We start from the raw sequence: 24,685 nt of genomic DNA on the forward strand, positions 1-24,685 counted from the left end.
ATCCGACAACCGGAGGGGAACCATGGCTCCGACAGCGTCTCCATTCGCAGCCTTCGCTGCATCTGCGCTGCGCGCGCCGGATGCGCTGTTTCTGACCGCTCCGGCGAGCGCGGGATTGAGCTACGCACCGGACGGCTTCCGCATTTCCTACGGTGAGCTTCTCGCGCAGGTAGGGGAGTTGCGGACGTGCTACCGGGCCGCAGGTTACGGGCGGGGAACGCGCGTTGCGCTGCTGCTTGACAACCGGCCGGACTTCTTCGCGCATTGGCTGGCGCTCAACGCGCTCGGTGCATCGATTGTGCCGCTCAATCCCGATCTGCGGGCGGACGAAATGGCGTTCCAGCTGTCGTTGTCGCGGGCGCAACTCGTGGTCGCTGCGCGCGAGCGCATGGACGGCATGCGCGGTGTCGAACTGACACAGGCACGCCTGATCGAGGCGGGCGATGCCGTTCCCCCGGCGCAGGTCGACACACCCGATGACGGCGAGCCCCTGGATGACGACGAATGCGCACTGCTCTTCACCTCCGGCAGCACGGGCAAGCCGAAAGGGTGCATCCTCTCGAACCGCTATTTCATCCAGTTGTCCGAGTGGTACGTGACGCAGGGCGGCATCGCCTCGCTGACGCCGGGCGAGGAAGTTGTGCTGACGCCGCTGCCCATGTTCCACATGAACGCGCTCGGGTGCAGCGCGGTCGGCATGATGCGCATCGGCGGCGCGGTGGTGCCGCTTGACCGCTTTTCTGCCCGCCGCTGGTGGGCGAGTGTCGCGGACAGCGGTGCCACAGTGGTGCACTGCCTTGGTGTTATTCCCGCCATCCTGCTGGAACTTTCCGTCTCGCCCGACGAGCGTCGCCACCGGGTCAAGTTCGCGCTGGCACCGGGAGTCGACGCAAACCACCGGGCGGCTTTCGAGGCGCGTTACGGCATCCCCATCGTCGAGGCATGGTCGATGACGGAGACGGGGGGAGCCGCCGTCACCTCCACAGCGGGCGAGGGCAACGCCTTCGGGCCGCGCTGCATCGGCCGGCCGGCGCCCTCCATGGACTACCGTCTGGTTGACGATGCCGGCATGGACATGGTGCCCGGCCAGCCGGGGGAACTGCTGGTGCGCGCCCGCGGCGCCGATCCCCGCCAGGGCTTTTTCAGCGGCTATCTCGACGATCCGCAGGCGACGGAGGAAGCCTGGGCGGGCGGCTGGTTCCACACCGGCGATGTCATCTACGGCGATAACAAGGGGTTGCTGTATTTCTTCGACCGCAAGAAAAGCATCGTCCGGCGCAGCGGCGAAAACATCGCTGTGCTGGAGGTCGAATCCGTGCTCAACCAGTTGCCCGACATCGAAACCAGCGCCGTCGCACCCGTTCCCGATCCGCTGCGCGGGGAGGAGGTCTTCGCCTTCGTCGTCGTGGCGGAATCGGCGGCGCAGGACATCGGGCTTGCGCAAGCCATTCTCGAACAGGCGGCGCAAACGCTCGCCTATCACAAGCTGCCGGGCTACGTCGCCTTCGTCGACACCCTGCCGCTCGCCGCGACCCGGAAACTCGCGCGCGGTGTCATCAAGGAGAACGCCGCGCGCGCGGTTGAGGATGGCTCCGCCTTTGATTTGCGAGCGCTGAAAGGCGGTTTCCGGACCCGTTAGCTACTGCCGATCTGGAGCGCTTGCCGTATGCCGCGCGCTTCCAGAAGGGGCAATACGTTGTCGCGGAAGTACGGAAATTCCGCGACATAGTCGACGAAGGAAAGCGTGGTGCCGCGAAAGCCGGCTTCGTGCAGCGACCCGATGCCTTCAGCGACCTGCTCCGGCGTGCCCACGAGCGGGAAGCCGCCGTGCCCTGCCGCCATCCTGTCGCGGATCAGCGCCAGCTGATCGTGGGGGAAGGAATGCGCGTGTGCGAACTGAAGCTTGATGAGATTGTCGACAGCGCCCCAATCCGCATTCGTCTGGCCGGTATGCTCGAGATAATCCCTCGCTTCCTTCTCTGTCGGCCGGCAGACGATGTGGGAAAAGGTGAGCACGTCCACGCTCCTGCCGACGTCGATAGCTTGCTGCTTCAGCGCCGCGATCTCCTCCTTCGAGCGCGACAGGTCAATGGCGGGCGTGAATAGGAAATCCGCGTTGCGAACGGCAAATTTCCGTCCCTCTTCGGAACCGGCGGCGTTCAGAATCGGAATGGGCGAGGTGGGACGCGGGGCTCCCAGCACGTTCCGGAGTTTGAACCAGGTTCCTTCCCAGTCGAAGCTTTCGGTAGAACTCCAGAGCCTCCTGACGATGTCGAACCACTCCTGTGCATAGCCGTAGCGGGTTTCGTGGTCGTCGGGCAGCTCGATGCCGAGAGCGTCGTATTCAGGTTTGTTCCAGCCGGCGACGATGTTGAGGCCACTTCGCCCGCCGCTGATTTGGTCGATGGTTGCAAGCTGCTTGGCGAGCACGACCGGGTGGTTCGCAACCGTGTGGACCGTGGCGAAAACCGAGATGTCGCGCGTGCTGGCGAGCAGACCGGCGGCCCAGGTGACGGTTTCCAGTACATTGCCGTGAAAATTGGTTTCGCCGCCGTAGCCGATCCAGCGGGCGATAGGCAGCATGAAGTCGATGCCGGCATCGTCCAGCATCCGTGCCAGCTTGAGGTTGTTGGCCCAGGAGTTGTCCCAGCGCTCGGACGCCTTGGTCACGGTCATGCCGCCCGAGCAATTGGTTGCGAAAGTGCCAAGCAGGAACGTGCCCGCATTGAACATGCGATTGGTCATTCTGAATCCCTCACGGATTTATGTTATAATTTATAATAGAAAATCTATTTAATATTTCGATGGACGTCAAGCGCCATTTGGTTTCATCCTGCGCGAGAAGGGAGGGAGTCGATGACGGAGCAGGAGGGACGCGAGGCGCCGCCGGGCGCGTTGGACCGGAGCTGGCATCTGGGGCGCTCGCCGCTCGAAATCGACGTCGCGGAGTTCGAGTACGCGCTGATGCGATCGTTCGAGGCATTCGGCTCATGGCAGGCCGAGTGTCTTGCGACAGTCATCGACTTTGCCGCAAGTGGACCGGAAAACGCGCTCCTGCATGTCATCCGTATGGACGACCGGCCCAAGAGCGTGCGCGACCTCGCCTACATGACTAACCGCGAGGACATTCCAAATATTCAGTACAGCCTGCGCAAGCTGATCAAGGGCGGGCTCGTCGAGCGCCACGGCAGCGGACGTTCGGGCGTGTTCTATACGGCGACGGAACTCGGGCGGCGGGTGACCGACCGCTTCGCCGACGTGCGTGCGATGCTTCTGATCGAGGCGGTGCGGCAGGTGCCGGGCCTGGCTCAGCGGCTTACGGACGCGGCGAAAACACTGGAGCTGATGATGGGCATTTATACGCAGGCTGCACGCGCCGCGGCCATCCGCCGTCGCCGTTCGGACCAGATCGCCACGACCCGGACCGAGCAGGACACGCCCCGCTAGAGCATCGGATTTTTTCCGAAAAGTACGTGCACTTTTCGGAAAAAATCCGATGCATAAACAAAAAGTTAGGGCGGCCGAATGATTCCAGTTGAACGTCCGCCGCTCTAGGAGCGTCAAACGGAAAAATGAATATTGCCTACCAGATGGGCTTGGTGCATGAGCAAACGAGTGAAACGACGTGGCATGTTTCCCGTTTCTGTCCGCCGATCCGGCAGGTATGCCGGATTTCAGTTCAAGGCGTTGCCGATCAGGAAACCGGAGCCACCGCCGAGGCCCGGGCCTGGATGGGTAGCCGCACCGATGTGGTAGAGACCGCGCACGTGTGTCGTATGGTTGATCGAGGTAGCAAGCGGTCGCCAGATGAAGAACTGGTCGATGCCGCAATGGCCGCCGTAGGGATCGCCGCCGACCAGATTGACATTCAGTGCCTGCAGATCGGCGGGTGAATAGCTCTTACGAGCGATGGCCGCGCTGTCGAAGTTTTCGATGTGGCGACGCAGGATCGCTTCGACACGGTCGGCGAATTGCTCGCGGATCGCGTCCGTCCAGCGGCCGTCGCTTTCGGTCGCGATTTCGCTGGCGGCATCGCCTTTGATATGGCGCGGAGCCTCGGGCAATTGCAACCACAGGATTGCTCCTCCATCCGGCGCGCGGCCGGGATCGAGCGCTGTCGGCTGGCCGACGCAGATGGTCGGCACGGCAGGCAGCAGACCGCGCTCGGCTTCATTGGCGGCGCGGGATACGCCGTCAAGCCCGGGCGTCAGGTGGATCAGCGCTACCTCGTCTAGTCCCGCGCCCTTCCATTTCGGCTTCTCCCGCAGGGCGTAGTGGATCTGCATGTTGCCCTTGCCATAGCGGTAGCGGGCAACCCCGTCAGTCACCTCCTGCGGAACGGCCCCGCCTGCCAGCAGTTTGCCATAGAGCTGGGACGGGGCCACCGAGCAGATGACGCCCTTTGCGGCGGTGAGCACGTCGCCGCCGACGAGGCGCACGCCTCTGGCGGTGTTGGTGCCGTCCACCATGACCGTGACGACTTCCGCGTTGGTGCGCACGGAACCGTTCTGCTCGGCGATCAACCCCTCGAAGGCCCGCACGGCGTTGACCGCGCCGCCCTTGACGATGGGCGCCCCTGCTGCTTCCAGCGCGAAGCCGATGACCTTCACCATCTCGCCCGAATAGGCACTTTCGGGGTTGAGGCCGCAGTGCAGCACCCAGGGCGCGAAGAGGCCATGCACGAGGTCGGATCTGTAGCGCGTTTCGAGATAGGGACGAGCGGGTGTGAGCGCCTCGCCGAAGAAGGCGGCGAGGCCGCGCAGGCCGCGCTTCCAGGCCTCCTTCATGATGGCTTTCAGCATGTCGAGCGACCATATCCGCCCGCCGAGCAGGCCGAAGACGAAGTTGGCATTGGCGCTGAAGCCGTCCATTTCCCGCTGGAAGGCTTCGCCGTCAACCGGGTCGGCCGCGTTGAAGGCGGCGATGTTTTTGGCCCTGTCTGTGCTCAGCACGAGATGGTGGCCGTCGGGAAGGATGACCGCTGTGGGACTCTGTGTGTTACAGAACTCCAACCCGTGCCGGGCGAGATCCGCTCCCAGGACGGAATAGGCGGGCGACGTGGTGAACAACACGAAGGTGGTCGCCATCACGTCATGGATGAAGCCGGGCGCGGTGATGGCTTCGGTGCGCAGGCATCCGCCGGCGACCGCCTCGCGTTCCAGCACCAGCACCTTGTTCCCTTTCTTGCCCAGCATGGCTGCTGCGACGAGGGAGTTGATGCCGCTCCCCACGACAATGTAATCCGCGTCGGCCATCCCTCTCACCTCCTTGGTCACTGCCTCAGCCGCGCGGCACCAGGGCGATGGCGCGCACCGGGCTGCCGGTGCCACCAACAATCTTGAGCGGGGCCACCACCAGCAGGGCGCCAGTCGGCGGCAACCTGTCGAGATTGACGAGGCTCGCAAGGCCGTAGCTGCCTACGCCGAGCAGCAGGTTGTGCGCGGGGAAGGGTGGATCGAACGTAGCGGCGTTGCCCGCATCGGTGCCGACGCATTCCGTGCCGAAGCCGAGCACGCCTTTCTCCACCAGATAGCGCACAGCATCGACGCTGGGACCAGGCGTGTGCGGGCCGTTCTCGTCGGTATTGAGGAATGCCTCGGTGCTGGTGTTGCGCGGATACCAGTCCGAGCGTAGCAGCACCCAGGAGCCCTTCGGGATGGCGCCGTGTTCCGCTTCCCAGCCCTTGATATCATCGGCAGTCAGCAGGAAATCGGAATCGGCGGCCACCTCTTTTGAGCGGTCGATCACGACGGCGGGTGCCACGAAGTGCTGCACCGGCACGGTGTCGGTCGTGTTGTCCGGCAAGTCCTTGCCGGAAACCCAATGCACGGGTGCGTCGAAATGGGTGCCGGTATGCTCGCCGAGTTCCAGCCAGTTCCACGCCCACCACGGTCCATCCTGATCGTAGGCGGAGATCTTGTGGATCGCGACCTTGGGCGTGTTCCTGGCGAAATCCGGCGGCAGATGCAGGACCGGCGTGTCCGGGCCGAGCGGGGCGGTCAGGTCGACGACCTCTATCGTGCCTGCTGCAAGAGCGGTTGCGACATTGGCCAGATATTGCTGCGTGCTCATGTTCCACCTCTCGTGATTTTTCGGGTTTGGCCTCCGCCGGTCGAGCCGATCCGGCAATCGTGGCGTGAAGCGGCATCAGGGGACGGCGTGACGTTGCGATTGAAAGCATAGCTGGAAAACGGGGCAGGAAAAGATATTTTATGTTCAAAATATCAATCGGAGCGGGGAGGACGGAGGCGATCGCGCAAACCGCTTGATCGATCATCGGTCCACGTTATAAGTTTAAGCTTAAAAAATATGAGGGGAACTAAAGTCGACATCGAGATATAACAGGGAGGCAGCCGGTCATGGCTCTGGAACGCCCTCTTGCCCGCTATGCACGCTTCACCACCACCGCCGTGGATGAAGCTCGGGAGCAGGTTGCGAAGGTTTACTGTGATCATCATCTGGACCTTCTCGGGGATGCGCGTCGGCTGGACGCGTGGCAGAATATGGTGCGCCTCGGTTCGATGAGCGTCGGCGCGATGAGTTATGGCGCCGACGTGGACATCGCTCCGGGGCAGCTCGGGGATTTCTATCTCCTGATGCTGCCACATGCCGGCACGGCCGACATTCAGCACGGCCGGCAGCGGGCCGTTGCGACGAGCAGATGCGGGACGCTGCTCAATCCCGATGACCTGACACGAATGCGCTGGTCCGCGGATTGCGACAAGATCATGGTCCGCATCGACCGGCAGGCGCTGGAGCAGCAGCTCTCCAGCATGCTGGGCGGCGTCCCGGTGAGGGGCATCGCCTTCGACCTCGCTACGCCGCTCAGCGGGGGGATGGCGCGGTGGTGGCGCACGGTCGGCCTGCTGATCGAGGATCTCGACGCATCGCCGCACGCCCGTTCCTCCCTTGCCGCCAGCCTGCACGAATCCCTGTTGCTTGTGAGCCTGCTGGAGCACCAGCCCAGCAACTACAGCGACCGCCTTTCCGCCCGCTGCGCCGGCATAGCGCCCCGCCATGTGCGCAACGTCGAAGCCTATATCGAGGCGAATGCCGACAAGCCGCTCACCATAGATGATCTCGTGGCCGTGAGCGGCGTAAGCAGCCGCGCGCTGTTCGAGGGCTTTCGCCGGTTTCGCGGCGTCTCGCCGCTCGCCCATGTCCGCACCGTGCGCATGCGCATGGTGCGCGAACGGCTGCTCAACCCGCGGGACAACGACACCGTCACCTCCGTCGCCACCGATTGGGGCTTCCACCAGCTTGGCCGCTTCGCCGCGCAATACCGGCAGATGTTCGGCGAAACGCCGTCTCAGACCCTGCGCCGGGGTTAACGGACACTGCCACTGCCGCCGGTCAGTTCCGCGATGGCCTGGCCAGCGCCTTCTGGCCCCAGCGCTGTATAGCCACCGTCCACCTTGAGCTCGGAGCCGGTGGTGAAGCTTGCTCGGTCCGACAGCAGGAACAGCACGCCTGCCGCCACTTCCGCGCCGCGTCCAACCCGGCCGAGCACATGGTATTGCCCGCCGACGCGATCGGCCTTCTCCTGATCGTTGCCGGACAGGCCAGCAATGGGATCGCTCCATATCCAGCCTGCAATCAGGGTATTGGCACGGATGCCGTCCTTCGCATAATCCAGTGCCTGCGAATGGGTCAGATGCAGGATCGCGGCTTTCGAAACCGGGTACGTCCAGCGGCCCGATTGGGCTGCGTAAGCGCTGATCGAGGAGATGTTGACGATCGCGCCCTTCGTCTTCGCCAGATGCGGCCGGGCCTTTTCGCTCAACAACGCGCTCGAGACGACGTTGGTATTGAGCGTGTTGAGCCATGACTCGCGACTGCTCGCGGCGCCGTCGTCGTCATAGACGGCCGCGTTGTTGACGACGAAATCCAGCCGGCCGAGCGCGACGGCGGCGGACACCAGAGCGTCGAGGTCCTCGTCCTTGCGGATATCGGCCTCGACGTAGCGTACCTTCTGGCCCAGCTCCCGGGCGACGGTCTCGCCGGCTTCCTTGCTGCGGGCACCGATGACGACCGTCACACCGGCCTCGACCAATGCCTTCGTGATGTCCAGTCCGATGCTGGCCGCGCCACCCGTAACGATGGCGACTTTCCCGTCAAAGCCCGTCATTGGCATGTTCCTCTGAGTTCCGGTCGTTGCAGATAGTTGTAGCCTCCGCCGAAGTAGAGCAGCGGTTCGCCTTCGTCATGGCGGTGCCCGATCACCTCGCCAATAAAGATGAGATGGTCTCCAGCGTCGAGCGTTTGCCTGATCCGGCAGGAGAACTGGGCCAGGGCTCCGGCGATTACCGGCACGCCGTCGAGGTCCTCGAAGGCGATCTCCACTTCCGGACTGTTGCGTGACGAGAAGTGACGCGACAGGCGCTGCTGCTCACGGCTGAGGACGGAAAGCCCGTAGTGACCCGACTCCTGCAGCGCCTGCCGCATCGCGGCGCGCTGGTCGATGCAGATGAGGACGAGCGGCGGCGTAAGCGAAACGGAGGTGAACGCATTCGCCGTCATGCCATGAATGCGATCACCCCAACGGGTCGTCACGACGAGCACCCCCGTCGCGAACCGGCCGAGGGTCCGGCGCAACTGGACCGGATCGATCGTTGAAACCCTCTCGCTCATGCCGCCTTCCCCAGAAATGTATCGGCCGCATGCGGATCGGTGATGATGGGGAAGAAGGTGCGTGGGTCGTTGAAGCCGTTCACGAACCAGTGTGCCACGCGCGGATCGTGCTGGGCTGCGCCGAACAGCCTCTGCAGGTTCTCCGTCGGTGGCAGCAAGGTGCCGTTCGTCCATTGCACCACGTACTGCGCGTAATCCCAGTAGCGGTCGAAGGCACCTTGCATGAAGGCTGCGTCGAACGGCCGGTCGCCGTGGTCGAGAATGGCGGCGAGATAAGCGGCCGCCGCGTGACTGGCATTGTTCGATCCCTGACCGGTAACAGGATCGTTGAGGCAGACGGAATCGCCCACGCCAAGTGCGAACCCGCCGGAGGGAAGCGTCAGGATCGGTTTGCGGACGGTGGGCGGGAAGCGGCCGGCGAGCACGCCGAGGTCGTCGGTGAGCACGCAGTCCTTGCTGCGCTCGTATTCCTCCGGCACGAACTCCTTGAGGATGCGCAGGCTTTCCGCAAGATGCTCCTGCGGGCTCGTCACCCCGGCCCACTTGTCCATCGGCCCGCCGATGACGCCCTCGAAGACCATGATCTCGCATGGACCGCTGAGAGTGAGTGAGGGGAAGACAAAATACTCTCCAATACCGGGCATGAAGTTGAAGTTGACGGCCGTATGCTCCTCGCGTGGACGCATACCGTGCACGTAGGTCAGTGCGAGCGATCGCTGCGGCTTGTCGAAGAGCGAGCGGCTGGCGTCGCGCTCGAACAGCTTGCCGATCTCGCCCTTGCCGGACGCGACGATCACGAGATCGCTTTCCCTGTGCAGGGCCTCGAGTTCGGGAATGCCGACGTCCGCAATGCGCAGTTCTCCACCCGCGGCGACGAATTCATCCATCCAGCGGGGCATCTTGAGACGCTGGTCGATGGCCTGCGCCGGTGCATCGAGGCGGGACGACCATTTCAGGGCGGTCCCGCCGCCGGGCTCGAGCAGCGCAAACTGGATGCCCTCGACCGGAACCTCTCCCTCCCAGAAATTGAGGCCGACATCGCGCTCGTTCTGCAAGGCGCGGTCGAACATGCACTGGCTGGAGGTGACGCGTCCGTTGTAGATCTGCTCGCCGGTCTGGTTGGAAGTGATCACCACTTCATAGCCGTGCCTGAGCAACCCAATTCCGAGCTGCAGGCCAGCCTGACCCGCGCCGACAATAGCAATTCTCGTCATTTTTTCCTCTCTGATATAGTTCTCAATCAGAAGAAGGTGACGAATAGTTTCGTTTGAGACTATGCGCGGAGCGCGGCAGCTGTGCGAAAAGTGCGGAATATTGCACCGCGTCCCCACCGCCGTCGGTTCAGGATTTCTTCCGAGCCGCCCAGCTCTCGTCCCACTTCGGACGGTCGAGCTGGAACAGGTCTGTCGACCGAAGATAGCCGCCGCTTCCATGCATCCGGGCGACGAGGCGCAGGGCTGTTGTGTCGATGTGGCAACGCTTCTCGTCCAGAACGAAATTGTCTTCCACATGGGCACAGATAACGCGACCGATGACGATGGTCTGGCGCGGCCCCGTGACCAGCGACGTCAGCATGCGGCATTCGAGGGAAACCGGAGACTCGCGGATGCGCGGCGGCGCGACTGAGGAGGAAGGCTCGGCCGTCAATCCGGCGAGCGCAAGTTCATTGACTTCGGGCGGCGCGTCGATGCAGGTCAGGTTCATGGCCTCGGCATTTGCCTCCGCGACAAGGTTGACGACGAACTCGCCGGTCGAGAGGATGTTGGCGGCCGTATCCTTCAGCCGCCCCGAGCCTGGCATGATCCCGACCGCGAGGGTGGGCGGGTCGTCGCCCATCATGTTGAAGAAGCTGAACGGCGCGGCGTTGAGCACGCCGTTTTCCGACAGCGTCGTGATCCATGCGATCGGCCGCGGCACGATGCACGCGGCGAGTACCTTGTAACGGTCCCGCGCCGTCAGCGCTTCCAGATCGAACAGCATGCCAACCTCAGTCTGTGAGTGTGTCGGGTTCCGCGGCCAGCGCCGAAACGGCCCTTTTGGGCCGGTTGTCGACGGTGAGTTGGAAGATGTCGGGGCGCGCGTAGTGACCTGTGACGTCGAAATCGAACTTGCCGCGCGCAATCTGGTCGAGATCGATGTCGGCGTAGAGAATGGTCTCCCCGCTGAAATCCGGGCCGGCGAGGACGCGGCCGAGCGGGTCGACGATCGCGCTGCCGCCGCGCATCATCACGGTGTCCGGCGCATCGCCCATGGCGGACTCGTGCGCGTCCCCATAAGCGGATCGCTTGATATGTTGGCAAGCCGTGAGCACGAAGCAACGTCCTTCCAGCGCGATGTGCTGCATGGACGGCAGCCAAGTGTCGCGGTCGTCCGCAGTGGGCGCGCAGTAGATGCCGATGCCCTGCGCGAACATGTGCATGCGCAGCATCGGCATGTAGTTCTCCCAGCAGATCACCGCGCCGATGCGCCCGAGCGGCGTCTCGAATACGGGCAGGGTGGAGCCGTCGCCGAAGCCCCAGATCAGCCGCTCGCCGGCGGTGGGCATCAGCTTGCGGTGCTTGCCGACGAGCCCCCGGTCGCCGTCGAAGAACAGGACGGTACAATAGAGGGTGCCGCCGTCGCGCTCGATGCAGCCGATCACCGCGAACAGGCCGGTCTCGGCGGTCGCCGCCGCGACGACGGCCACCTCCTCGCCGTCGAGGTCGATCGCGCCCGCGTGGTAGCGGCGGAATGCCTCGCGCCCCTCCGGCTTGCGCAGGCCGATGGGGGCGCCGAAGGAAGCGCCCTTGGGGTAGCCGCCGAGGAAGGCCTCGGGGAACACGATCAGTCTCGCTCCCGCTTGGCCGGCTTCCCGGATGAGTGCGGCCGCCTTCTCGGCCGAGGCGCGCGGATCGTCCGGAATGGAGGCGGTCTGGGCGACTGCGGCCTTGTATGTCGTTCTGGTGCTTGCGTTCATGGTGCTGCTCCGGTCCGTTCCCTCTGTTCCGTTTATACCGACGTTCCCGGTCTTCGACCGGTCGCGTGTGGGCATCGCTCAAGCGCAGCGCGGGCTTGACTGAATCCCGATGAGTCAAACTCATCGGGATTCAGTATTATATGACCGACCTTACCCGCCGGCGGATGCTGCGACCGCTCGCGCGAGCACGCCGTCCGGCTCGCCGAGGCTCAGGGCGATGTCGAAATGATTGTGCCGCGGCATGTCAATAAGCTCGCCCTCGTGGCCGGCAGCGGTCCAGGCGGCGTAATAGTCGGCAGTCTGCCGACGGAACTCCGCGGTTTCGAGTCCGCCCACCGATGCCAGAAGCCGGGCCGCGGAGCGCTGTGGGATGTGACGGATGGGACTGTTGCGTGCGATGGCGCCATCGTCGAGCCCGAGCCAGGCGTCGATGTGGGTGTGGCGCAGCGGCTCGATGTCGTGGAGACCGGAGAGCGCCAGTGCCGTGCCGATGACATCTTCCGGCACGCCGAAGTCCCAATGCCAGCCTCCTGCGAGCAACATGCCGACGAGATGCCCGCCGGCGGACGATCCGCCGATGGCCACGGGACCGGGCGCAATGGAGAAGCGCTCGCGGCTTGCGTGGAGAAAGGCGAGCGCGCTGCGTACCTGCCGCACGATCTCGTCGAGCTTGACGGCCGGGGCGAGCGTGTAGTTGACAACGGCGACCGCCATACCGTGCGCGCGGGGACCGGGCACGACGAAAGCGTTGTCGTCCTTGGACGTGGCTCTCCAGTACCCACCGTGAATCCACAGAAAGACAGGTGCGTCTGGATGGGCGGGGTAGAAGTCGAGCGTCTCGCCGCTCACCGGATCATAGACGATGTCGGCAAGGTGCGGGACCTCCCGCTTCACACGCTCGCTTCCGGCCACGTAGCGGGCATATTCAGCATCGAAGGAAGGGACGCTCTCGCGGGCGTTGTACTCGCGGTCGAGTGTCGCCTTGTCAAGGCCACGATAGAGGAGTTGGTTCGATAACATGCAGTGCCTTTCCGTCCGTCACAGACCGAGGTAGCGCCGGGCAATGTCGGGATCATCCGCCAGTTCCGCAGGCGTTCCAGACCAGACGATGCGCCCCTTTTCCACGATGTTGTGACGGTCGACAAGTGTTGCCATTTCGGACAGGTTCTTGTCGATCACAAGGATCGTCTGGCCCGCGGTCTTCAGATCGTGGAGGCAGCGCCAGATCTCGGCACGGATCAGGGGGGCAAGTCCTTCCGTTGCCTCGTCGAGGATGAGAAGCCGCGGATTGGTGAGCAGCGCCCGGCCGATGGCGAGCATCTGCTGCTCACCGCCCGAGAGCGTGCGGGCCGACTGCCGCCGGCGCTCCCCAAGGCGAGGGAAGAGCGCGATGACGCGCGCCAGCGTCCAGGAGGGGCCCGACCGTCCTGGCCGCGCGGTCGCGATGAGATTTTCCTCCACCGTCAGAGACGGGAAGATGCGCCGTCCCTCGGGAACGAGGCCGAGACCGAGGCGTGCGAGGATGTTCGGCGCCAGTCCGGCGACAGCGTATCCGTCGAAGCTGATATCGCCGGCGCGCGGCTTGATGAGCCCCATGATCGCGCGCACGGTCGTCGTCTTGCCCATGCCGTTACGCCCGATCAGTGATACGACCTCGCCCGCTGTCGCGCTGAACGATAGGCCGAACAGGACACGGCTCTGGGCATAGCCCGCTTCGAGGCCGGTGACGCTCAGCATGGATGCTCCTCCCCGAGGTAGGCGGCCCGGACCTCCGGATGGTCGCGTATCTCGCTGGTCGTGCCGGTGAAGATCACCTTGCCGTAGACCAGCACGCTCACCCGGTCGGCGAGGGCGAAGACCGCGTCCATGTCGTGCTCGATCAGCAGGATAGTGCATTGCCGCTTGAGGCTGAGGAGCAGTCCGGTCATGGCCGCCGACTCTTCCGGCCCCATGCCGGCCATGGGCTCGTCGAGCAGGAGCAGTTTTGGCCGGCGCGCAAGCGCCACTGCGATTTCGAGCTGTCGCCTTTCGCCGTGGGCGAGCACCGAAACGCGACTGTCTGCCCTGTCGGCGAGCCCGACCCGGCCGAGCCACTCACGCGCTGTCTGCCGATTGCGCGCGTTGCGACGCGGATTGGAGAACATGTCGAAGGAGCCACCGTGCTGTGCTTCGATCGACAGCAGGACATTCTCCAGTACCGTGAAATCGAGGCAGAGCTGCGTGATCTGGAACGAACGGCCGATCCCGAGGCGCGCCCGCGCCGGGGCCGGCAGCCGGGTGACGTCTCGCCCGTCGAAGGCGATGCGTCCCGCAGTCGGTGTCAGTTCCCCGCAGATCAGCGCAATCAGGGTGGACTTGCCGGCGCCGTTCGGTCCGATCAGGGCGTGCAGTTCGCCTTCGCGTACGTCGAGCTGCACGTCGTCGGTGGCGACCAGCGCGCCGAACGTCTTGCGCAGGCCGGTGATCTCCAGCACGGGAGGACCGGGCAGGGAGGCGCGCAAGACGGTCGCGGCCTGTTCAGCAATGGCAAGGTCAGTCATGGCGAGGCCCCAGGATGCGGCCAGCCAGCCCCTTGCGGCCGAACAGGGCGACAAGCGTCAGGACCGGTCCCATCACGATCATCCAGTGTTCCGTCCAGCTCGACAACGCCTGTTCCAGCGAGATGAACACGGTCGTGCCGAGGATGGGGCCGAACAAGGTGCCGAGCCCGCCGAGCACGACAATAGCCATGAACTCGCCCGACTTGGTCCACGCTGCCATGTCGGGCGTGATGAAACGCGCGTAGTTCGCCCACAGCACGCCCGCGAGCCCCGTGCCGACGGCGGAAATCACGAAAGCCGCCAGACGGAAGGGGAAAGGCCGGATGCCGAGATTGACGGCGCGCCGCTCGCTCTGGCGCAGGGCCTGCAGGATCATCCCGAAGCGTGAATTGACGACGGATGCGCAGAACGCCGTCCAGGCGACGAGCAACGCGAGGCAGAGGAAGTAGAAGGTCTGCGGCCGGCCGATATCGATGAAGGGCAGTTCGTTGCGGCGATCGATCAGCAGGCCGTCATCACCGCCGTAGACCTGGAGCGAGACGAGGACGAAAAACACCATCTGCGCGAAGGCGAGCGTGATCATGATGAACTGCACGCCGCTCGTGCGCAGCGCCAGCGCGCCGACGAGCGCGGCGAGCAATGCGCACGCCAGCAGCGCGAGCGGCCAGACCACGAGCGCTGCGTTGGTGCCGGACCAGCCGAACAGCGGTTCGCCTCCGAATGTGTGATGGGCGACGATGCCAACGGCATAGCCGCCGAGGCCGAAGAACATGGCATGGCCGAAACTGACCAGCGCACCATAGCCGATGATGAGATCGAGGCTGACCGCCGCGATGGCATAGATGACGATGCGGGTGAAAAGCCCGAGTAGCGCGGCGGAGCCGGTCGCGTCTGCGAAGGATGGCACAGCGAGGAAGACGGCGAGCCCGGCGATGATGAAGGCACGGCGGAGGCCGTCGGCTGTGGCGGTGGTCGCGCGTTTTCCGACAATTGCGAGTTGCGTGGTGTTCATCGGGTCATGACCTCGCGGGCAGGAGGCCGAGTGGCCTGACGAGCAGGACGGCGGCCATCAGCACGTAAATGCTGGCCGAGACGAGGCCGGCACTGAGCGTGTCGGCGATTGAGGGCGGTAGTAACATCTGAAGCCCTTGCGGCAGGTAGGCACGTCCGAGGCTGTCGACCATGCCGACGAGCAGTGCCCCGAGCAGAGCGCCGTAGATCGAGCCCACGCCGCCGATGACGATGACCACGAAAGTCGTAATCAGCACGCGTTCACCCATGCCGATCTCGACCGCAAGCAACGGCGCGGCCATGACCCCTGCCAGACCGCAGAGCAGGCCGCCCAGCCCGAACACGAGCGTATAGAGCTTGCGGATGTCCACGCCCAGCGCGTCAACCATCTCGCGGTCGTCGGCGCCGGCGCGGATCAGCATGCCGACGCGCGTGCGGTTGACGAGCAGCCACAGTCCCGCTGCGACAAGGGCGCCGACCATGATGAAAGCGAGGCGCATCACCGGATAGTCTAGACCCGGCAGCACCGGCACAGACCCCTGCAGGAAAGACGGAATGTCCATCAAGGGCGGGCGGCGGCCGAACACCATGCTGACGGCTTCGTTGGTGAACAGGATCAGCCCGAACGTCGCCAGCACCTGATAGAGGTGATCCCGGCGGTAGAGCCATTGCACGACCGCGACCTCGACGAGGACGGCGTAGAGCCCCGCTCCCGCCAGCGCCGCTGCGACAGCGGCGAGAAAGGACCCGGTGCCGAGAAACGCAAAAGCGGCGCAATAGGCCCCGACCATGTAGAAGGAGCCGTGGGTCAGGTTGATGACGCCCATGATTCCGAAGATGAGCGTCAGTCCCGAGGCCAGCATGAAGAGCATGGCGCTGTATTGCAGGCCGTTGAGGGCCTGTTCGATCAAGAGAAGCATCGGCAACGCCTCACCAGACAACAAGGAGACCCGCCGCGAAACGAATTCGCTGGTGGCAGATCACTGTGTGACGCACTTCGACGCATAGGCGTCACCGTAATCGGAGGCGATCTTCTTCACGATAGTCTGGACGATCTCTCCGGAAGCATTCTTCTCGAAGCGGGTCAAGTAATAGTCCTGAACGGGGTGCTGGTTGGGGCCGAACGCGAACTTGCCGCGCACCGGCGTGAAATCGGCGGTGCGCAGCGCCTGCCGGAATTCCTCCTGCCGGCTGAGATCGCCGTCCACGGCCTTCAGCGCGCTGCCGATGAGGTGCGCCGTGTCGTAAGCCTGTTGCGCGTACATCGTCGGCGTCCGCGAATGGGCATTCTTGAAGGCTGCGACGAAAGCCTGCGATTCCGGATTGTCGAGTTCGGTCGTCCAGAGCGCCGATGCATAGACGCCATCCGCTGCGTTGCCGGTGGCGCCGATCATCCGCGCGTCCATTGAGAAGCTTGGAATGAGCATGGGTATGCTTTTCGGCAGGCCGGCGTTGGCGTACTGCTTGGCGAAATTGATGCCCGCCCCGCCCGGGTGGAACTGATAGATGGCATCCGGCGCGAGCGAGCGCACGCGGGCGAGTTCGACCGAGAAATCCGTTTGGTCGAGCTTGGTATAGATCTCGCCTGCGATCTCACCCTTATAGGTACGCTTGAACCCCTCCAGCGCGTCGCGTCCGGCCTGGTAGTTGGGAGCGAGCAGGACGACGCGCTTGTAGCCGAGTTCGTTGGCGGAGAGCCCGGCGGCCTCGTGGAAGGCATCGTTCTGGTAGGAGGCCACGAAGTAGTTCGGGTGGCACTTCTCGCCGGCGAAGTTGGAAGGGCCGGGGTTGAGGCTGACGTAGAATCCGCCCGCTTCGATCACGCCCGGCGCCACGGCCGTCAGCACATTCGAGAAGTTGACGCCCGTGAACAGCCTGACGCCGCTCTGGATCAAGCGATCCGCTGCCTGCTTGGCATTCGCGGGCTTCAGGGCGTCGTCCTCGATCTCAAGCTTGACCGGTATGCTGCCGAGCGTGCCGCCGCCTTCGTTCACGGCGAGCTGGAAGCCGTCGCGGATATCCTCGCCGATGTAGCCGGCAGGCGTCGACAGCGTGGTGATGAAGCCGATCCGGACAGGCTGCTGCCCGGAGGACTGCGGCCATGCCGTTGTCGGCGAGAGCAGGGCGGTTGTCAACAAGCCGGCCATGACGGTGCGGCGGTTGTAAAGAAGCGCGTTCATTGGCTCAATGCCTCCACAAGGTTGAATGCCGAACTTGCCGACGGCTATTCGCTGGTTCCCACTCTTTTGACTTCTGCGTTTGATTCATGCGCCGCGATTCCTAGACCGCGACGACCGGATGGCGGATCGTGCCGATACCCTCGACGCCGGCCTCGACGACATCGCCCGGCCACAGCCATTCCTGCGGGCTGCGCCCGGCACCCACGCCGTCCGGCGTGCCCGAGGCGATGATGTCGCCAGGTTCGAGGGTGATACCAGCGCTGATGTCGGCAATCAGGGTCGGGATCTTGAACAGCATGTGGCGCGTGTTCGATCGTTGCTTGGTCTCGCCGTTGACGGTCAGCCAGAGATCAAGCCCGTGCGGGTCGGGGATCTCGTCAGCGGTGACGATGGCGGGGCCGAAGGGGGCGTAGGTGTCTTGCCCCTTCGAGTAGATCCACTGGCCGGCACGCCGGTTGTCGCGGGCGCTGATGTCGATCAGGACGCTGTAGCCGAAGACGAAATCGAGGGCTTCGGCCTCCGTGACGCGACGGGCGGTGCGCCCGATGACGACGGCGAGCTCGACCTCCCAGTCGAGCTGCTGGGTGATGCGTCCGTTGTGCTCGATGGCGTCGCCCGGACCGATGACGCTGGTCGGCGGCTTCGAGAAGATAACCGGCTGCTTCGGCAGCTCCTGGGAGGTGTCGAGCGTGCGCGCCGATTCCGCCACGTGCTCGACGTAGTTCAGGCCGATGCCGAAGATGTTCTTGCGCGGCCGGGGTATGGGTGCGAGCAGCCTGACGTTCGCCAGCGGCAGGGCGATACCCACCGGCCAGCGGCCACGATAATCGTCGAGCAGCGCGCGAAGCCCAGCGACTGCGGCGGGGCCGAGAGCGATGAAATCGAGCATGCGGGCCGGCAAGGGAAGCCCCGCCTTCTCGCCGATGTTCTCGACATCGATCACCAGATCGCCCTCGATCGCCCCGAGGCGGGCCGCGGCGTCGATGGCGTCGCGATAAGTAACAAGACGCATGGTCGAAATCCCGGAGCAGAACGCTTATGCTGAAATCGGCTGCTGGCCGCCGTTGTCGCCGAAGGCTTCCTCGCGGTAGAGCCCAAGTGATTGCATCACCGGCAGGTCGTTGAACGAGAACAGGACGGCGTCGTCCCCGTCGGAGGCGTTGGCGTGCTCATGCCAGGCCCAGGACGGGACACAGAATATGTCGCGTTCCTGCCAGTCGAACCGCCGGCCGTTGATGATCGAGTAGCCGCTCCCCTTCGCCACCTGGTAGAGGAAGCTGCCGGTGTGGCGATGCGCCTTCGTATGTTCGCCGGGTCGCAGGAGCTGCATCGAAGCGCCGATGGTCTGCATCACTGGCCCGCCGGTGAGCGGATTGACGTAGTGCAGCAGAATGCCGTCGAAGGGAGACCCGTCGGTCGACTTCTCATAGCGTTGGAGCGATTCGTAGGTCGGCCCCCACTCGTACTTGAAGAGCGGCGAATAGGGTTTGTTCCATTCGGTGCCGTGGGGACGCAGTCCGGGGTTGCCCCAGGCTGCAGTCGAGTCGTTCACGGGGTAGCCGACCGCCTGATGCAGGTCCTCGTGGACCGCGTAGAAATTCGCCTCCAGCGCGTTGACCAGCGGGATGTCGAGACCGTCCTGCCAGATGCACGGAGCGCCGTCGGGCGAAACGCCGTGTTCGTGCCAGGTACCGTTGGGAGTCAGCACGAAATCGTTGGCACCGAGTGTCATCTTGTGGCCGTCGACAATGGTGTAGGCACCCGATCCCTCCATGATGAAGCGCAGCGCGGATGCGGAATGGGCGTGAGCAGAGGCCACTTCGCCCGGGTGCATGACCTGCAGGCCCGAATAGAGCCAGCCGACCGCCGCCGAAACGTCGCGGCGACCCGGGTTATTGAGGTAGATGACGCGCCGTCCGGCCTTCTCCGGCGTGACCAGCTCAACCGAACGCAGGACGTGATCGCGCAGGTCCCGGAAACGCCACAGAACCGGAACCGAGGCCGATTTCGGTTGCCACGGCTCGATCTTGTTGGCGACGGTCCAGAGCGCGCCGGCTTCGAGCTGCTCCAGCTCTTCGTAGTAGGCCAGCAATTCCGGCGTATCCTCGACGTTTGCACGGCCGGCGATATCCTCGCGGTGGTTCTCTCTCTGCGTTGACATGAGTCCATCCTCTCCGCTTTTTATATGTCGATTCGTATTTTCGAAAATGAGTTATTATTATGTCTACCACAAAGAGTTTTCGACACAAGGGTCTTTTGTGTGCAAAGTCATTGAGGATATGGAGCCGCGACTCGGGCTGAACTGGAGGAATGAGACGTGCGGATGGGGCGAAACAGAGCGCTGCCGGAAAGCGACGAAACGCCGGCCGCGCCGGGTCCGGCGACCTTGGCGGAAACCGCCTATCGTCTCCTGCGGCAGGATATCGTCGCCGGCGTCTTCGCACCCGGCCAGCCGCTGCGGCTGGAACAACTCCGCCAGCGTTACGGCTTCAGCTTCTCGCCCTTGCGCGAGGCTCTCAATCGCCTCCAGACGGAGCGGCTGGTGGCGACCGCGGCTTTGCGGGGATTTTCTGTTGCCCCGGTTTCGATCGAGGAAATGTGGGATGCCATGGAAACCCGCATTCTGATTGAGTGCGAAGCACTTCGGCGAGCAATCCTCAACGGCGACGACGATTGGGAGGCGGGCATCGTCGCGGCCTTTCATTCCCTGGATCTGCAGGCGCGCCGGATGCCCGCGGGCGACGAGGCGCCCGGGGGCGACGATTTGTGGGCGTTCGAAAGTCGCCACCAGGATTTCCACCGGGCACTCATCGCCAGATGTCGATCGCGGAGGTTAATCGATCTGGCGGATCAGCTTTACGCCGAAACCCAGCGGTACCGCCTTCCCACCCTCGTCGGCAAAGTCGCCTCGACCTGCCGCAACGTGCCGCTCGAACACCGCGAGATCATGGAGGCGGCGCTTGCGCGGCGCTCCGACGAGGCGCTCGGGCTGCTGGCAGCGCACTATCGCCGGACGGCGGAACTCATCGAGGCGAGCATGCCGAGGCGCTAGTCGTTGCCGCTTCGCACCATTTCCAGACGATAAAAAAAGAGCGGTTTTGCGCAAATGCGGCATGCGTTGCGCGTAGTCGTTAACGATCCGGATCGTCAGAGGCTATCCTGTTTTCCAGGGGTGGACGAAACGCGCCCCATAACAGAAGAACGGACGAGGGAGCCAGAACGGCGCGCTGCGGCGGGCCGGCAATCGACTGCATGCCGCGGGTTCCTGCCGCGAAGGAACGATCGTCGATCCTTGCCGGACCGAGTAGCCAGATATCGCTTCCCGCACGCCTGATCCCGCCTCCGCCTTCTCCACCGTCAGGAAAGGAACGACACCGTGGTCGAGCCGTACAATTGCGTTGGTCTGATCCCTACCGTGCGGGGCATTCGCAAGCGCGAAGACATCATGACGAACATCGATCATCTGGGTCATTTGACCAAGGCCGCCGCCTGGCTGTCGAGCCTCGATATTCCGGTGCGTCTGCTGGTCATCCCCGAAGGGGGGCTCCAGGGCTTCAACGACGAGGTGCTCGATCTCGACCATGTCGACTTCGCCAACACCTGCGCCATCGATATTCCCGGGCCGGAGACCGACGCGCTCGGCAAGATCGCCCGCGAATACGACGTCTTCATCATGGCGCAGGCCAAGGCCCGGCATCCGGAGTGGAAGGATCGTTTCTTCAATATCGGCTTCGTGCTCAATCCCCAGGGTGATGTCATCCTGCAGCATTACAAGCTGGCAACCCTGTATCCGGTTGAGCACAGCGTCACGCCGCATGACATTTTCGACTGGTGGATCGAGAAATACGGCCGTACGCTGCAAGCTTTCTGGCCGGTGGTCGATACGGAGATCGGGCGGCTCGGGGTGATGATGGCCAATGAGGCGTCGTATCCGGAAAACGGGCGAGGCCTGGCGCTGAACGGCTGCGAGGTCGCCTATCGTGCTTCCTTCCCGCATCCCGGCACCGGCAACGACTTCTTCGAAATATCGTCCCGCGCCCGCGCGCTCGAAAACAACATGTATGTGCTGTCGCCGAACATGGGCACTTACTATCTTTTTCCGGACTCAACGACGCCGATCGATACCTTCGGCGGACGCTCCTTCATCATCGACCATCGCGGCGCTATCGTCGGTAAGCAGGAATATGGCGGTGGGTCGACCTATGTCGCGGGCGTCATCAACATCGAGCAGCTGCGCCACCATCGCGCCAATGCCCAGGTTTCCAACTGGCTGAAAGATGTGCGCTCCGAACTGGCCCAGATCATTTACGAGAATGGGATCTATCCGAAGAACCTATACCTCGACCGCGAGCCGTTCAGGCACGAGGCGTACAAGAAGGAGATCATCGATCGCCAGATCTTGCTCCTTCAAGAGCGCGGTATCTGGCAGAAGCCCGGCCGTTGACGCGGCATCGGAGAGATCGGTGGTGCCGCATCACGGCGGGAGGGGCGCGCCCCTTCGGCGATAATCGGAGAAGCTCGCTTTCCGGAGACCTCAGGAGCATTGGGGGCGACATCCCGCCGGAGGGCACCAAACCCTTGAGCGGCAGGGAACCCTGCAATGAAGCACAAGTTGCGATGAAACGTAAAAGTGATGTATCCCTGCTGCCAATAGTGTCAGAATGCCCTGGGTAATAAAAACAATCACCGGGGGTTGCCAAATGTCATCCATCGTTCCCGGTATCGATGACTTTCCGATGAGCGCGGCCACCAAACTGCGCGGCGGGGATTTGTGCATGGTGGAAAAAATGGTGAGTGACCTCACCGAACCACGCCGCATCCAGCTATGTGCCAGCCGTTCATTACCGAATATCCGCGTCAGCCATGTTGCCTTGAACTTCGGCCACCTGTTCGGTGTGCAGCACAGATCCGCCATTCACGTAACCTCACCACCGATCAATATTTTCCAGATCATGGTTCCACTGAGTGGGCATTTGGTCTGCGCATCCGATATCGTCGCTGCGCCAGGAACCGCACTGGTATACACACCAAGGGAGCCTCTCAACACCTACTGGAGCGACGACTGTGTTGCGCTTGTACTGTCTATTTCCGCAGAGAAAGCCGGAGCACTTGCCCACGCGACATTTCCCGGTCTGGAACTGAACAGGATACAGGCCAGATCGTTGATGATGCTGACTGAGGGCATGGGACGCAGTTTCGCCAACGCTCTCGGCGCCATTTGCCAGGAAAGCGTGGATCCGGACTCGGCTTTCAGCCGCGGAATCACGGCCAGATCGTTGGAGGAGGCCCTGTTGTTATCCTTGCTGTTACCTCTGGCGCAAAATGGCAATGCACGGATCCCGTGCGCCAGAATAGCTTGCAACAATCGGAAAACTTACGTTGCGCGCGCGGTGGACTATATAGAGGCCCATCTGGACGAAGACATCACCCTGACCGATCTGATCCGGGCTTCGGGCGCTTCTGCGCGCACGCTTCAATACGGCTTCACGGAACAGTTCGGCGTCGGACCGATGACCTATCTGAAGCGGCTGCGTATGCGTTGCATCCACGATGCCCTGCGCAGGGCATCGCCGGGCAGTTGTTCGATCGGGAACGTCGCGGCGCAATGGGGGTTCTACAACGGCAGCGCCTTCGCCCGCATCTATCGCCAAATGTTCGGGGAACTGCCCTCCGAGACATTGTCTCGCCAGTAACCACCATAAGCCGTATCACGGTGCCGGCGTGGCTTCCAGCCAACGCAGTTCTTTGTCCTCAAGGGTGTCGTGACGGCTCAGGTGGAATCAGGCTGGGGACTGCAAATGGGCTGTTGCGGCAAATTGGTTTATGTGTAAAATAAATTTGAGGTACAACGAATGCCTCTCTGCCCGGGCGCGCAGGATGCAGGAGGGACGCTTCCTGCAGCAATGGCGTATCGGGCCAAAAGCCCAATACGGGTTCAGATAACGAACGTATTTCCAGCATTGCGGCGATGTCATCAGCATTTCCGCGTGGAATGGAAATTGTTGCTTGAACAGGGGAACATTCATGCTGTCAAATCGTGTTGCAGCCGCGGGGCTGATTTCTCTTGCCTATACTGTATCGTCCATCATCGCTGCTTCGGCTGCACATGCGGCAGACGGCAAGCTCAGGATCGGCCTGATCTACACGTTGAGCGGCCCATCGGCCGTGCTGGGCGAGCAGTCGCGCGACGGGTTCCTGCTGGCGGCGGAGAAGCTCGGCAACAAGTTCGGCGGGCTCGAAGCCGAGATCATTATTGTCGACGATGAACAGAAGCCCGACGTCGCCGTCAACAAGGTGCGTGAGCTCGTCGAGCGACATAAAGTCGATTTTGTTATCGGACCGATCTTCTCCAACGTCCTCAATGCGATCGTCAGGCCAGTGACAGGTGGGGGTGCCTTCCTGATCAGCACCAATGCCGGTACCTCCAATCTGGCAGGAAAGGAGTGCAACCCCAATCTGTTCGTGACTTCCTACCAGAACGATCAGATTCACGAGGTACTCGGCAAATATGCCAAGAATCAGGGCTACAAGCGCGTGTTCCTGCTCGCACCCAACTATCAGGCGGGTAAGGATGCGCTGGCTGGTTTCAAGCATTCCTACAAGGGGGAAGTCAGCAACGAGATATTCACCCCGCTCGGTCAGCTCGATTTCTCGGCCGAACTGGCGCAGATCGCCGCCGACCAGCCGGATGCGGTCTACGCCTTCATGCCCGGAGGCATGGGAGTCAATCTGGTGAAGCAATACCGACAGGCAGGGCTCGACAACATTCCCTTCCTCTCGGCCTTTACCGTGGACGAGAGCACGCTGCCTGCCCAGGGGGACGCTGCGCTCGGCTTTTTCGGCGGTGCGAACTGGGCGCAGAACTTTGACAACCCGCAGTCTCAGGAGTTCGTGCAGGCCTATGAGGCCAAATTCAACAACGTGCCCGCCACCTACGCCATCCAGGCTTACGACGCGGCGCTCCTCATCGATGCGGCCGTCAAGGCTGTCGACGGCAAGATCGACGACAAGGACAACTTGCGCGAGGCGCTGAAGAACGCTCAGTTTGAATCGTTGCGCGGTGACTTCAAGTTCAGTCCCAATCACTTTCCGATTCAGGACTTCTACCTCGTTAAGGTAGTCAAGCGCCCGGACGGCAAGTACGCGACCGAGATCGTCGAGAAGATTTTTGATGATTATCAGGACAATTACGTTTCACAGTGCACGCTGTAGCGGCCTGTCATAGCCAAAGGACTGCTTGCTGGTTACTACCGCCGGCGCAAGAGCCGGTGTGCTCCGCAGGCGGACGGACGTTTTATCCTACGTCGCGCACCGTCAGGTTGCGCGCATGATTGGGTCACGATAAAGGGCCGGTAACCCCACGATGT

Annotated in this window: 24 protein-coding genes; 7 read left to right on the forward strand and 17 right to left on the reverse strand. The window is 63.2% G+C overall.

The genetic code is table 11. From position 1 onward, the window contains the following. Positions 1-22: 22 nt before the first annotated feature. Positions 23-1,639 (forward strand): AMP-binding protein, encoded by a 1,617-nt coding sequence (locus tag ACUSIJ_RS26275; protein ID WP_449311380.1) that lies wholly within the window; start codon positions 23-25, stop codon positions 1,637-1,639. Here ACUSIJ_RS26275 and ACUSIJ_RS26280 read toward each other — a convergent pair. Further along, positions 1,636-2,745 (reverse strand): LLM class flavin-dependent oxidoreductase, encoded by a 1,110-nt coding sequence (locus ACUSIJ_RS26280; protein ID WP_449311381.1) that lies wholly within the window; start codon positions 2,743-2,745, stop codon positions 1,636-1,638. The two genes, ACUSIJ_RS26275 and ACUSIJ_RS26280, sit on opposite strands and share 4 nt — an antisense overlap. 111 nt (positions 2,746-2,856) lie before the next feature. Here ACUSIJ_RS26280 and ACUSIJ_RS26285 point away from each other — a divergent pair, with 111 nt between their 5' ends. Further along, positions 2,857-3,447 carry a winged helix DNA-binding protein gene (locus ACUSIJ_RS26285; RefSeq protein WP_449311382.1) on the forward strand — a complete coding sequence of 197 codons (591 nt, stop codon included), beginning with the start codon at positions 2,857-2,859 and terminating at the stop codon, positions 3,445-3,447. Between the two features lie 227 nt (positions 3,448-3,674). Here ACUSIJ_RS26285 and ACUSIJ_RS26290 read toward each other — a convergent pair whose 3' ends face one another. Together ACUSIJ_RS26290 and ACUSIJ_RS26295 are read right to left on the reverse strand one after the other, a co-directional pair. Further along, the gene (locus tag ACUSIJ_RS26290) at positions 3,675-5,255 is read right to left on the reverse strand and encodes a phytoene desaturase family protein (RefSeq protein ID WP_449311383.1); all 1,581 of its coding nucleotides are present in this window, start codon (positions 5,253-5,255) and stop codon (positions 3,675-3,677) included. A gap of 25 nt (positions 5,256-5,280) precedes the next feature. After that, a complete protein-coding gene (locus tag ACUSIJ_RS26295) occupies positions 5,281-6,072 on the reverse strand; it encodes a cyclase family protein (RefSeq protein ID WP_449311384.1) in 792 nt (263 codons plus the stop codon). 287 nt (positions 6,073-6,359) lie between these two features. On the opposite strand from ACUSIJ_RS26295, the gene ACUSIJ_RS26300 reads away from it, so the two are divergent. After that, positions 6,360-7,331, forward strand: a complete 972-nt coding sequence (locus ACUSIJ_RS26300) for an AraC family transcriptional regulator (RefSeq protein ID WP_449311385.1) — start codon at positions 6,360-6,362, stop codon at positions 7,329-7,331. On the opposite strand, the gene ACUSIJ_RS26305 is transcribed toward ACUSIJ_RS26300, so the two are convergent. The 13 genes from ACUSIJ_RS26305 to ACUSIJ_RS26365 form a co-directional block, all read right to left on the reverse strand. Beyond that, positions 7,328-8,128 (reverse strand): SDR family oxidoreductase, encoded by an 801-nt coding sequence (locus tag ACUSIJ_RS26305; protein WP_449311386.1) that lies wholly within the window; start codon positions 8,126-8,128, stop codon positions 7,328-7,330. The genes ACUSIJ_RS26300 and ACUSIJ_RS26305 overlap by 4 nt on opposite strands. Next, a complete protein-coding gene (locus ACUSIJ_RS26310; RefSeq protein ID WP_449311387.1) occupies positions 8,125-8,631 on the reverse strand; it encodes a flavin reductase family protein in 507 nt (168 codons plus the stop codon). Before ACUSIJ_RS26310 ends, ACUSIJ_RS26305 begins: the two co-directional genes overlap by 4 nt. Further along, positions 8,628-9,845: a styrene monooxygenase/indole monooxygenase family protein gene (locus ACUSIJ_RS26315; RefSeq protein WP_449311388.1), complete on the reverse strand. Its 1,218-nt coding sequence runs from the start codon at positions 9,843-9,845 to the stop codon at positions 8,628-8,630. The genes ACUSIJ_RS26310 and ACUSIJ_RS26315 overlap by 4 nt, the downstream gene beginning before the upstream one ends. Before the next feature lie 127 nt (positions 9,846-9,972). Beyond that, positions 9,973-10,611 (reverse strand): flavin reductase family protein, encoded by a 639-nt coding sequence (locus tag ACUSIJ_RS26320; protein ID WP_449311389.1) that lies wholly within the window; start codon positions 10,609-10,611, stop codon positions 9,973-9,975. Between the two features lie 7 nt (positions 10,612-10,618). Beyond that, the gene (locus tag ACUSIJ_RS26325; protein WP_449311390.1) at positions 10,619-11,587 is read right to left on the reverse strand and encodes a carbon-nitrogen hydrolase family protein; all 969 of its coding nucleotides are present in this window, start codon (positions 11,585-11,587) and stop codon (positions 10,619-10,621) included. 150 nt (positions 11,588-11,737) lie between these two features. Continuing rightward, entirely contained in the window at positions 11,738-12,607 is an 870-nt protein-coding gene (locus tag ACUSIJ_RS26330) for an alpha/beta hydrolase (RefSeq protein WP_449311391.1), read from the reverse strand. A gap of 18 nt (positions 12,608-12,625) precedes the next feature. Further along, complete coding sequence (locus ACUSIJ_RS26335) at positions 12,626-13,324, reverse strand: ABC transporter ATP-binding protein (RefSeq protein WP_449311392.1); 699 nt, start codon at positions 13,322-13,324, stop codon at positions 12,626-12,628. After that, positions 13,318-14,127: an ABC transporter ATP-binding protein gene (locus tag ACUSIJ_RS26340; protein WP_449311393.1), complete on the reverse strand. Its 810-nt coding sequence runs from the start codon at positions 14,125-14,127 to the stop codon at positions 13,318-13,320. Before ACUSIJ_RS26340 ends, ACUSIJ_RS26335 begins: the two co-directional genes overlap by 7 nt. After that, positions 14,120-15,139: a branched-chain amino acid ABC transporter permease gene (locus tag ACUSIJ_RS26345; RefSeq protein ID WP_449311394.1), complete on the reverse strand. Its 1,020-nt coding sequence runs from the start codon at positions 15,137-15,139 to the stop codon at positions 14,120-14,122. Before ACUSIJ_RS26345 ends, ACUSIJ_RS26340 begins: the two co-directional genes overlap by 8 nt. A 4-nt stretch (positions 15,140-15,143) precedes the next feature. After that, the gene (locus tag ACUSIJ_RS26350; RefSeq protein WP_449311395.1) at positions 15,144-16,058 is read right to left on the reverse strand and encodes a branched-chain amino acid ABC transporter permease; all 915 of its coding nucleotides are present in this window, start codon (positions 16,056-16,058) and stop codon (positions 15,144-15,146) included. A gap of 60 nt (positions 16,059-16,118) precedes the next feature. Continuing rightward, positions 16,119-17,318: an ABC transporter substrate-binding protein gene (locus ACUSIJ_RS26355; RefSeq protein WP_449311396.1), complete on the reverse strand. Its 1,200-nt coding sequence runs from the start codon at positions 17,316-17,318 to the stop codon at positions 16,119-16,121. 100 nt (positions 17,319-17,418) lie between these two features. Beyond that, on the reverse strand, positions 17,419-18,330 hold the full coding sequence (locus ACUSIJ_RS26360; protein WP_449311397.1) for a fumarylacetoacetate hydrolase family protein: 912 nt from the start codon (positions 18,328-18,330) through the stop codon (positions 17,419-17,421). 24 nt (positions 18,331-18,354) lie between these two features. After that, complete coding sequence (locus tag ACUSIJ_RS26365) at positions 18,355-19,479, reverse strand: cupin domain-containing protein (RefSeq protein WP_449311398.1); 1,125 nt, start codon at positions 19,477-19,479, stop codon at positions 18,355-18,357. Between the two features lie 225 nt (positions 19,480-19,704). On the opposite strand from ACUSIJ_RS26365, the gene ACUSIJ_RS26370 reads away from it, so the two are divergent. Continuing rightward, complete coding sequence (locus ACUSIJ_RS26370) at positions 19,705-20,370, forward strand: GntR family transcriptional regulator (RefSeq protein ID WP_449311399.1); 666 nt, start codon at positions 19,705-19,707, stop codon at positions 20,368-20,370. A gap of 102 nt (positions 20,371-20,472) precedes the next feature. Here ACUSIJ_RS26370 and ACUSIJ_RS26375 read toward each other — a convergent pair whose 3' ends face one another. After that, on the reverse strand, positions 20,473-20,901 hold the full coding sequence (locus ACUSIJ_RS26375; protein WP_449311404.1) for a hypothetical protein: 429 nt from the start codon (positions 20,899-20,901) through the stop codon (positions 20,473-20,475). Between ACUSIJ_RS26375 and ACUSIJ_RS26380 the strand changes: the two genes are divergently transcribed. From ACUSIJ_RS26380 to ACUSIJ_RS26390, 3 genes are all read left to right on the forward strand, one after another. Further along, on the forward strand, positions 20,791-21,762 hold the full coding sequence (locus ACUSIJ_RS26380) for a nitrilase-related carbon-nitrogen hydrolase (RefSeq protein WP_449311403.1): 972 nt from the start codon (positions 20,791-20,793) through the stop codon (positions 21,760-21,762). The genes ACUSIJ_RS26375 and ACUSIJ_RS26380 overlap by 111 nt on opposite strands. A gap of 256 nt (positions 21,763-22,018) precedes the next feature. After that, positions 22,019-23,011: an AraC family transcriptional regulator gene (locus ACUSIJ_RS26385; protein WP_449311400.1), complete on the forward strand. Its 993-nt coding sequence runs from the start codon at positions 22,019-22,021 to the stop codon at positions 23,009-23,011. A gap of 331 nt (positions 23,012-23,342) precedes the next feature. Beyond that, positions 23,343-24,530 (forward strand): ABC transporter substrate-binding protein, encoded by a 1,188-nt coding sequence (locus ACUSIJ_RS26390; RefSeq protein ID WP_449311401.1) that lies wholly within the window; start codon positions 23,343-23,345, stop codon positions 24,528-24,530. The last annotated feature ends 155 nt before the right edge of the window (positions 24,531-24,685 follow it).

It is taken from the genome of Pseudochelatococcus sp. B33, from assembly GCF_053570585.1.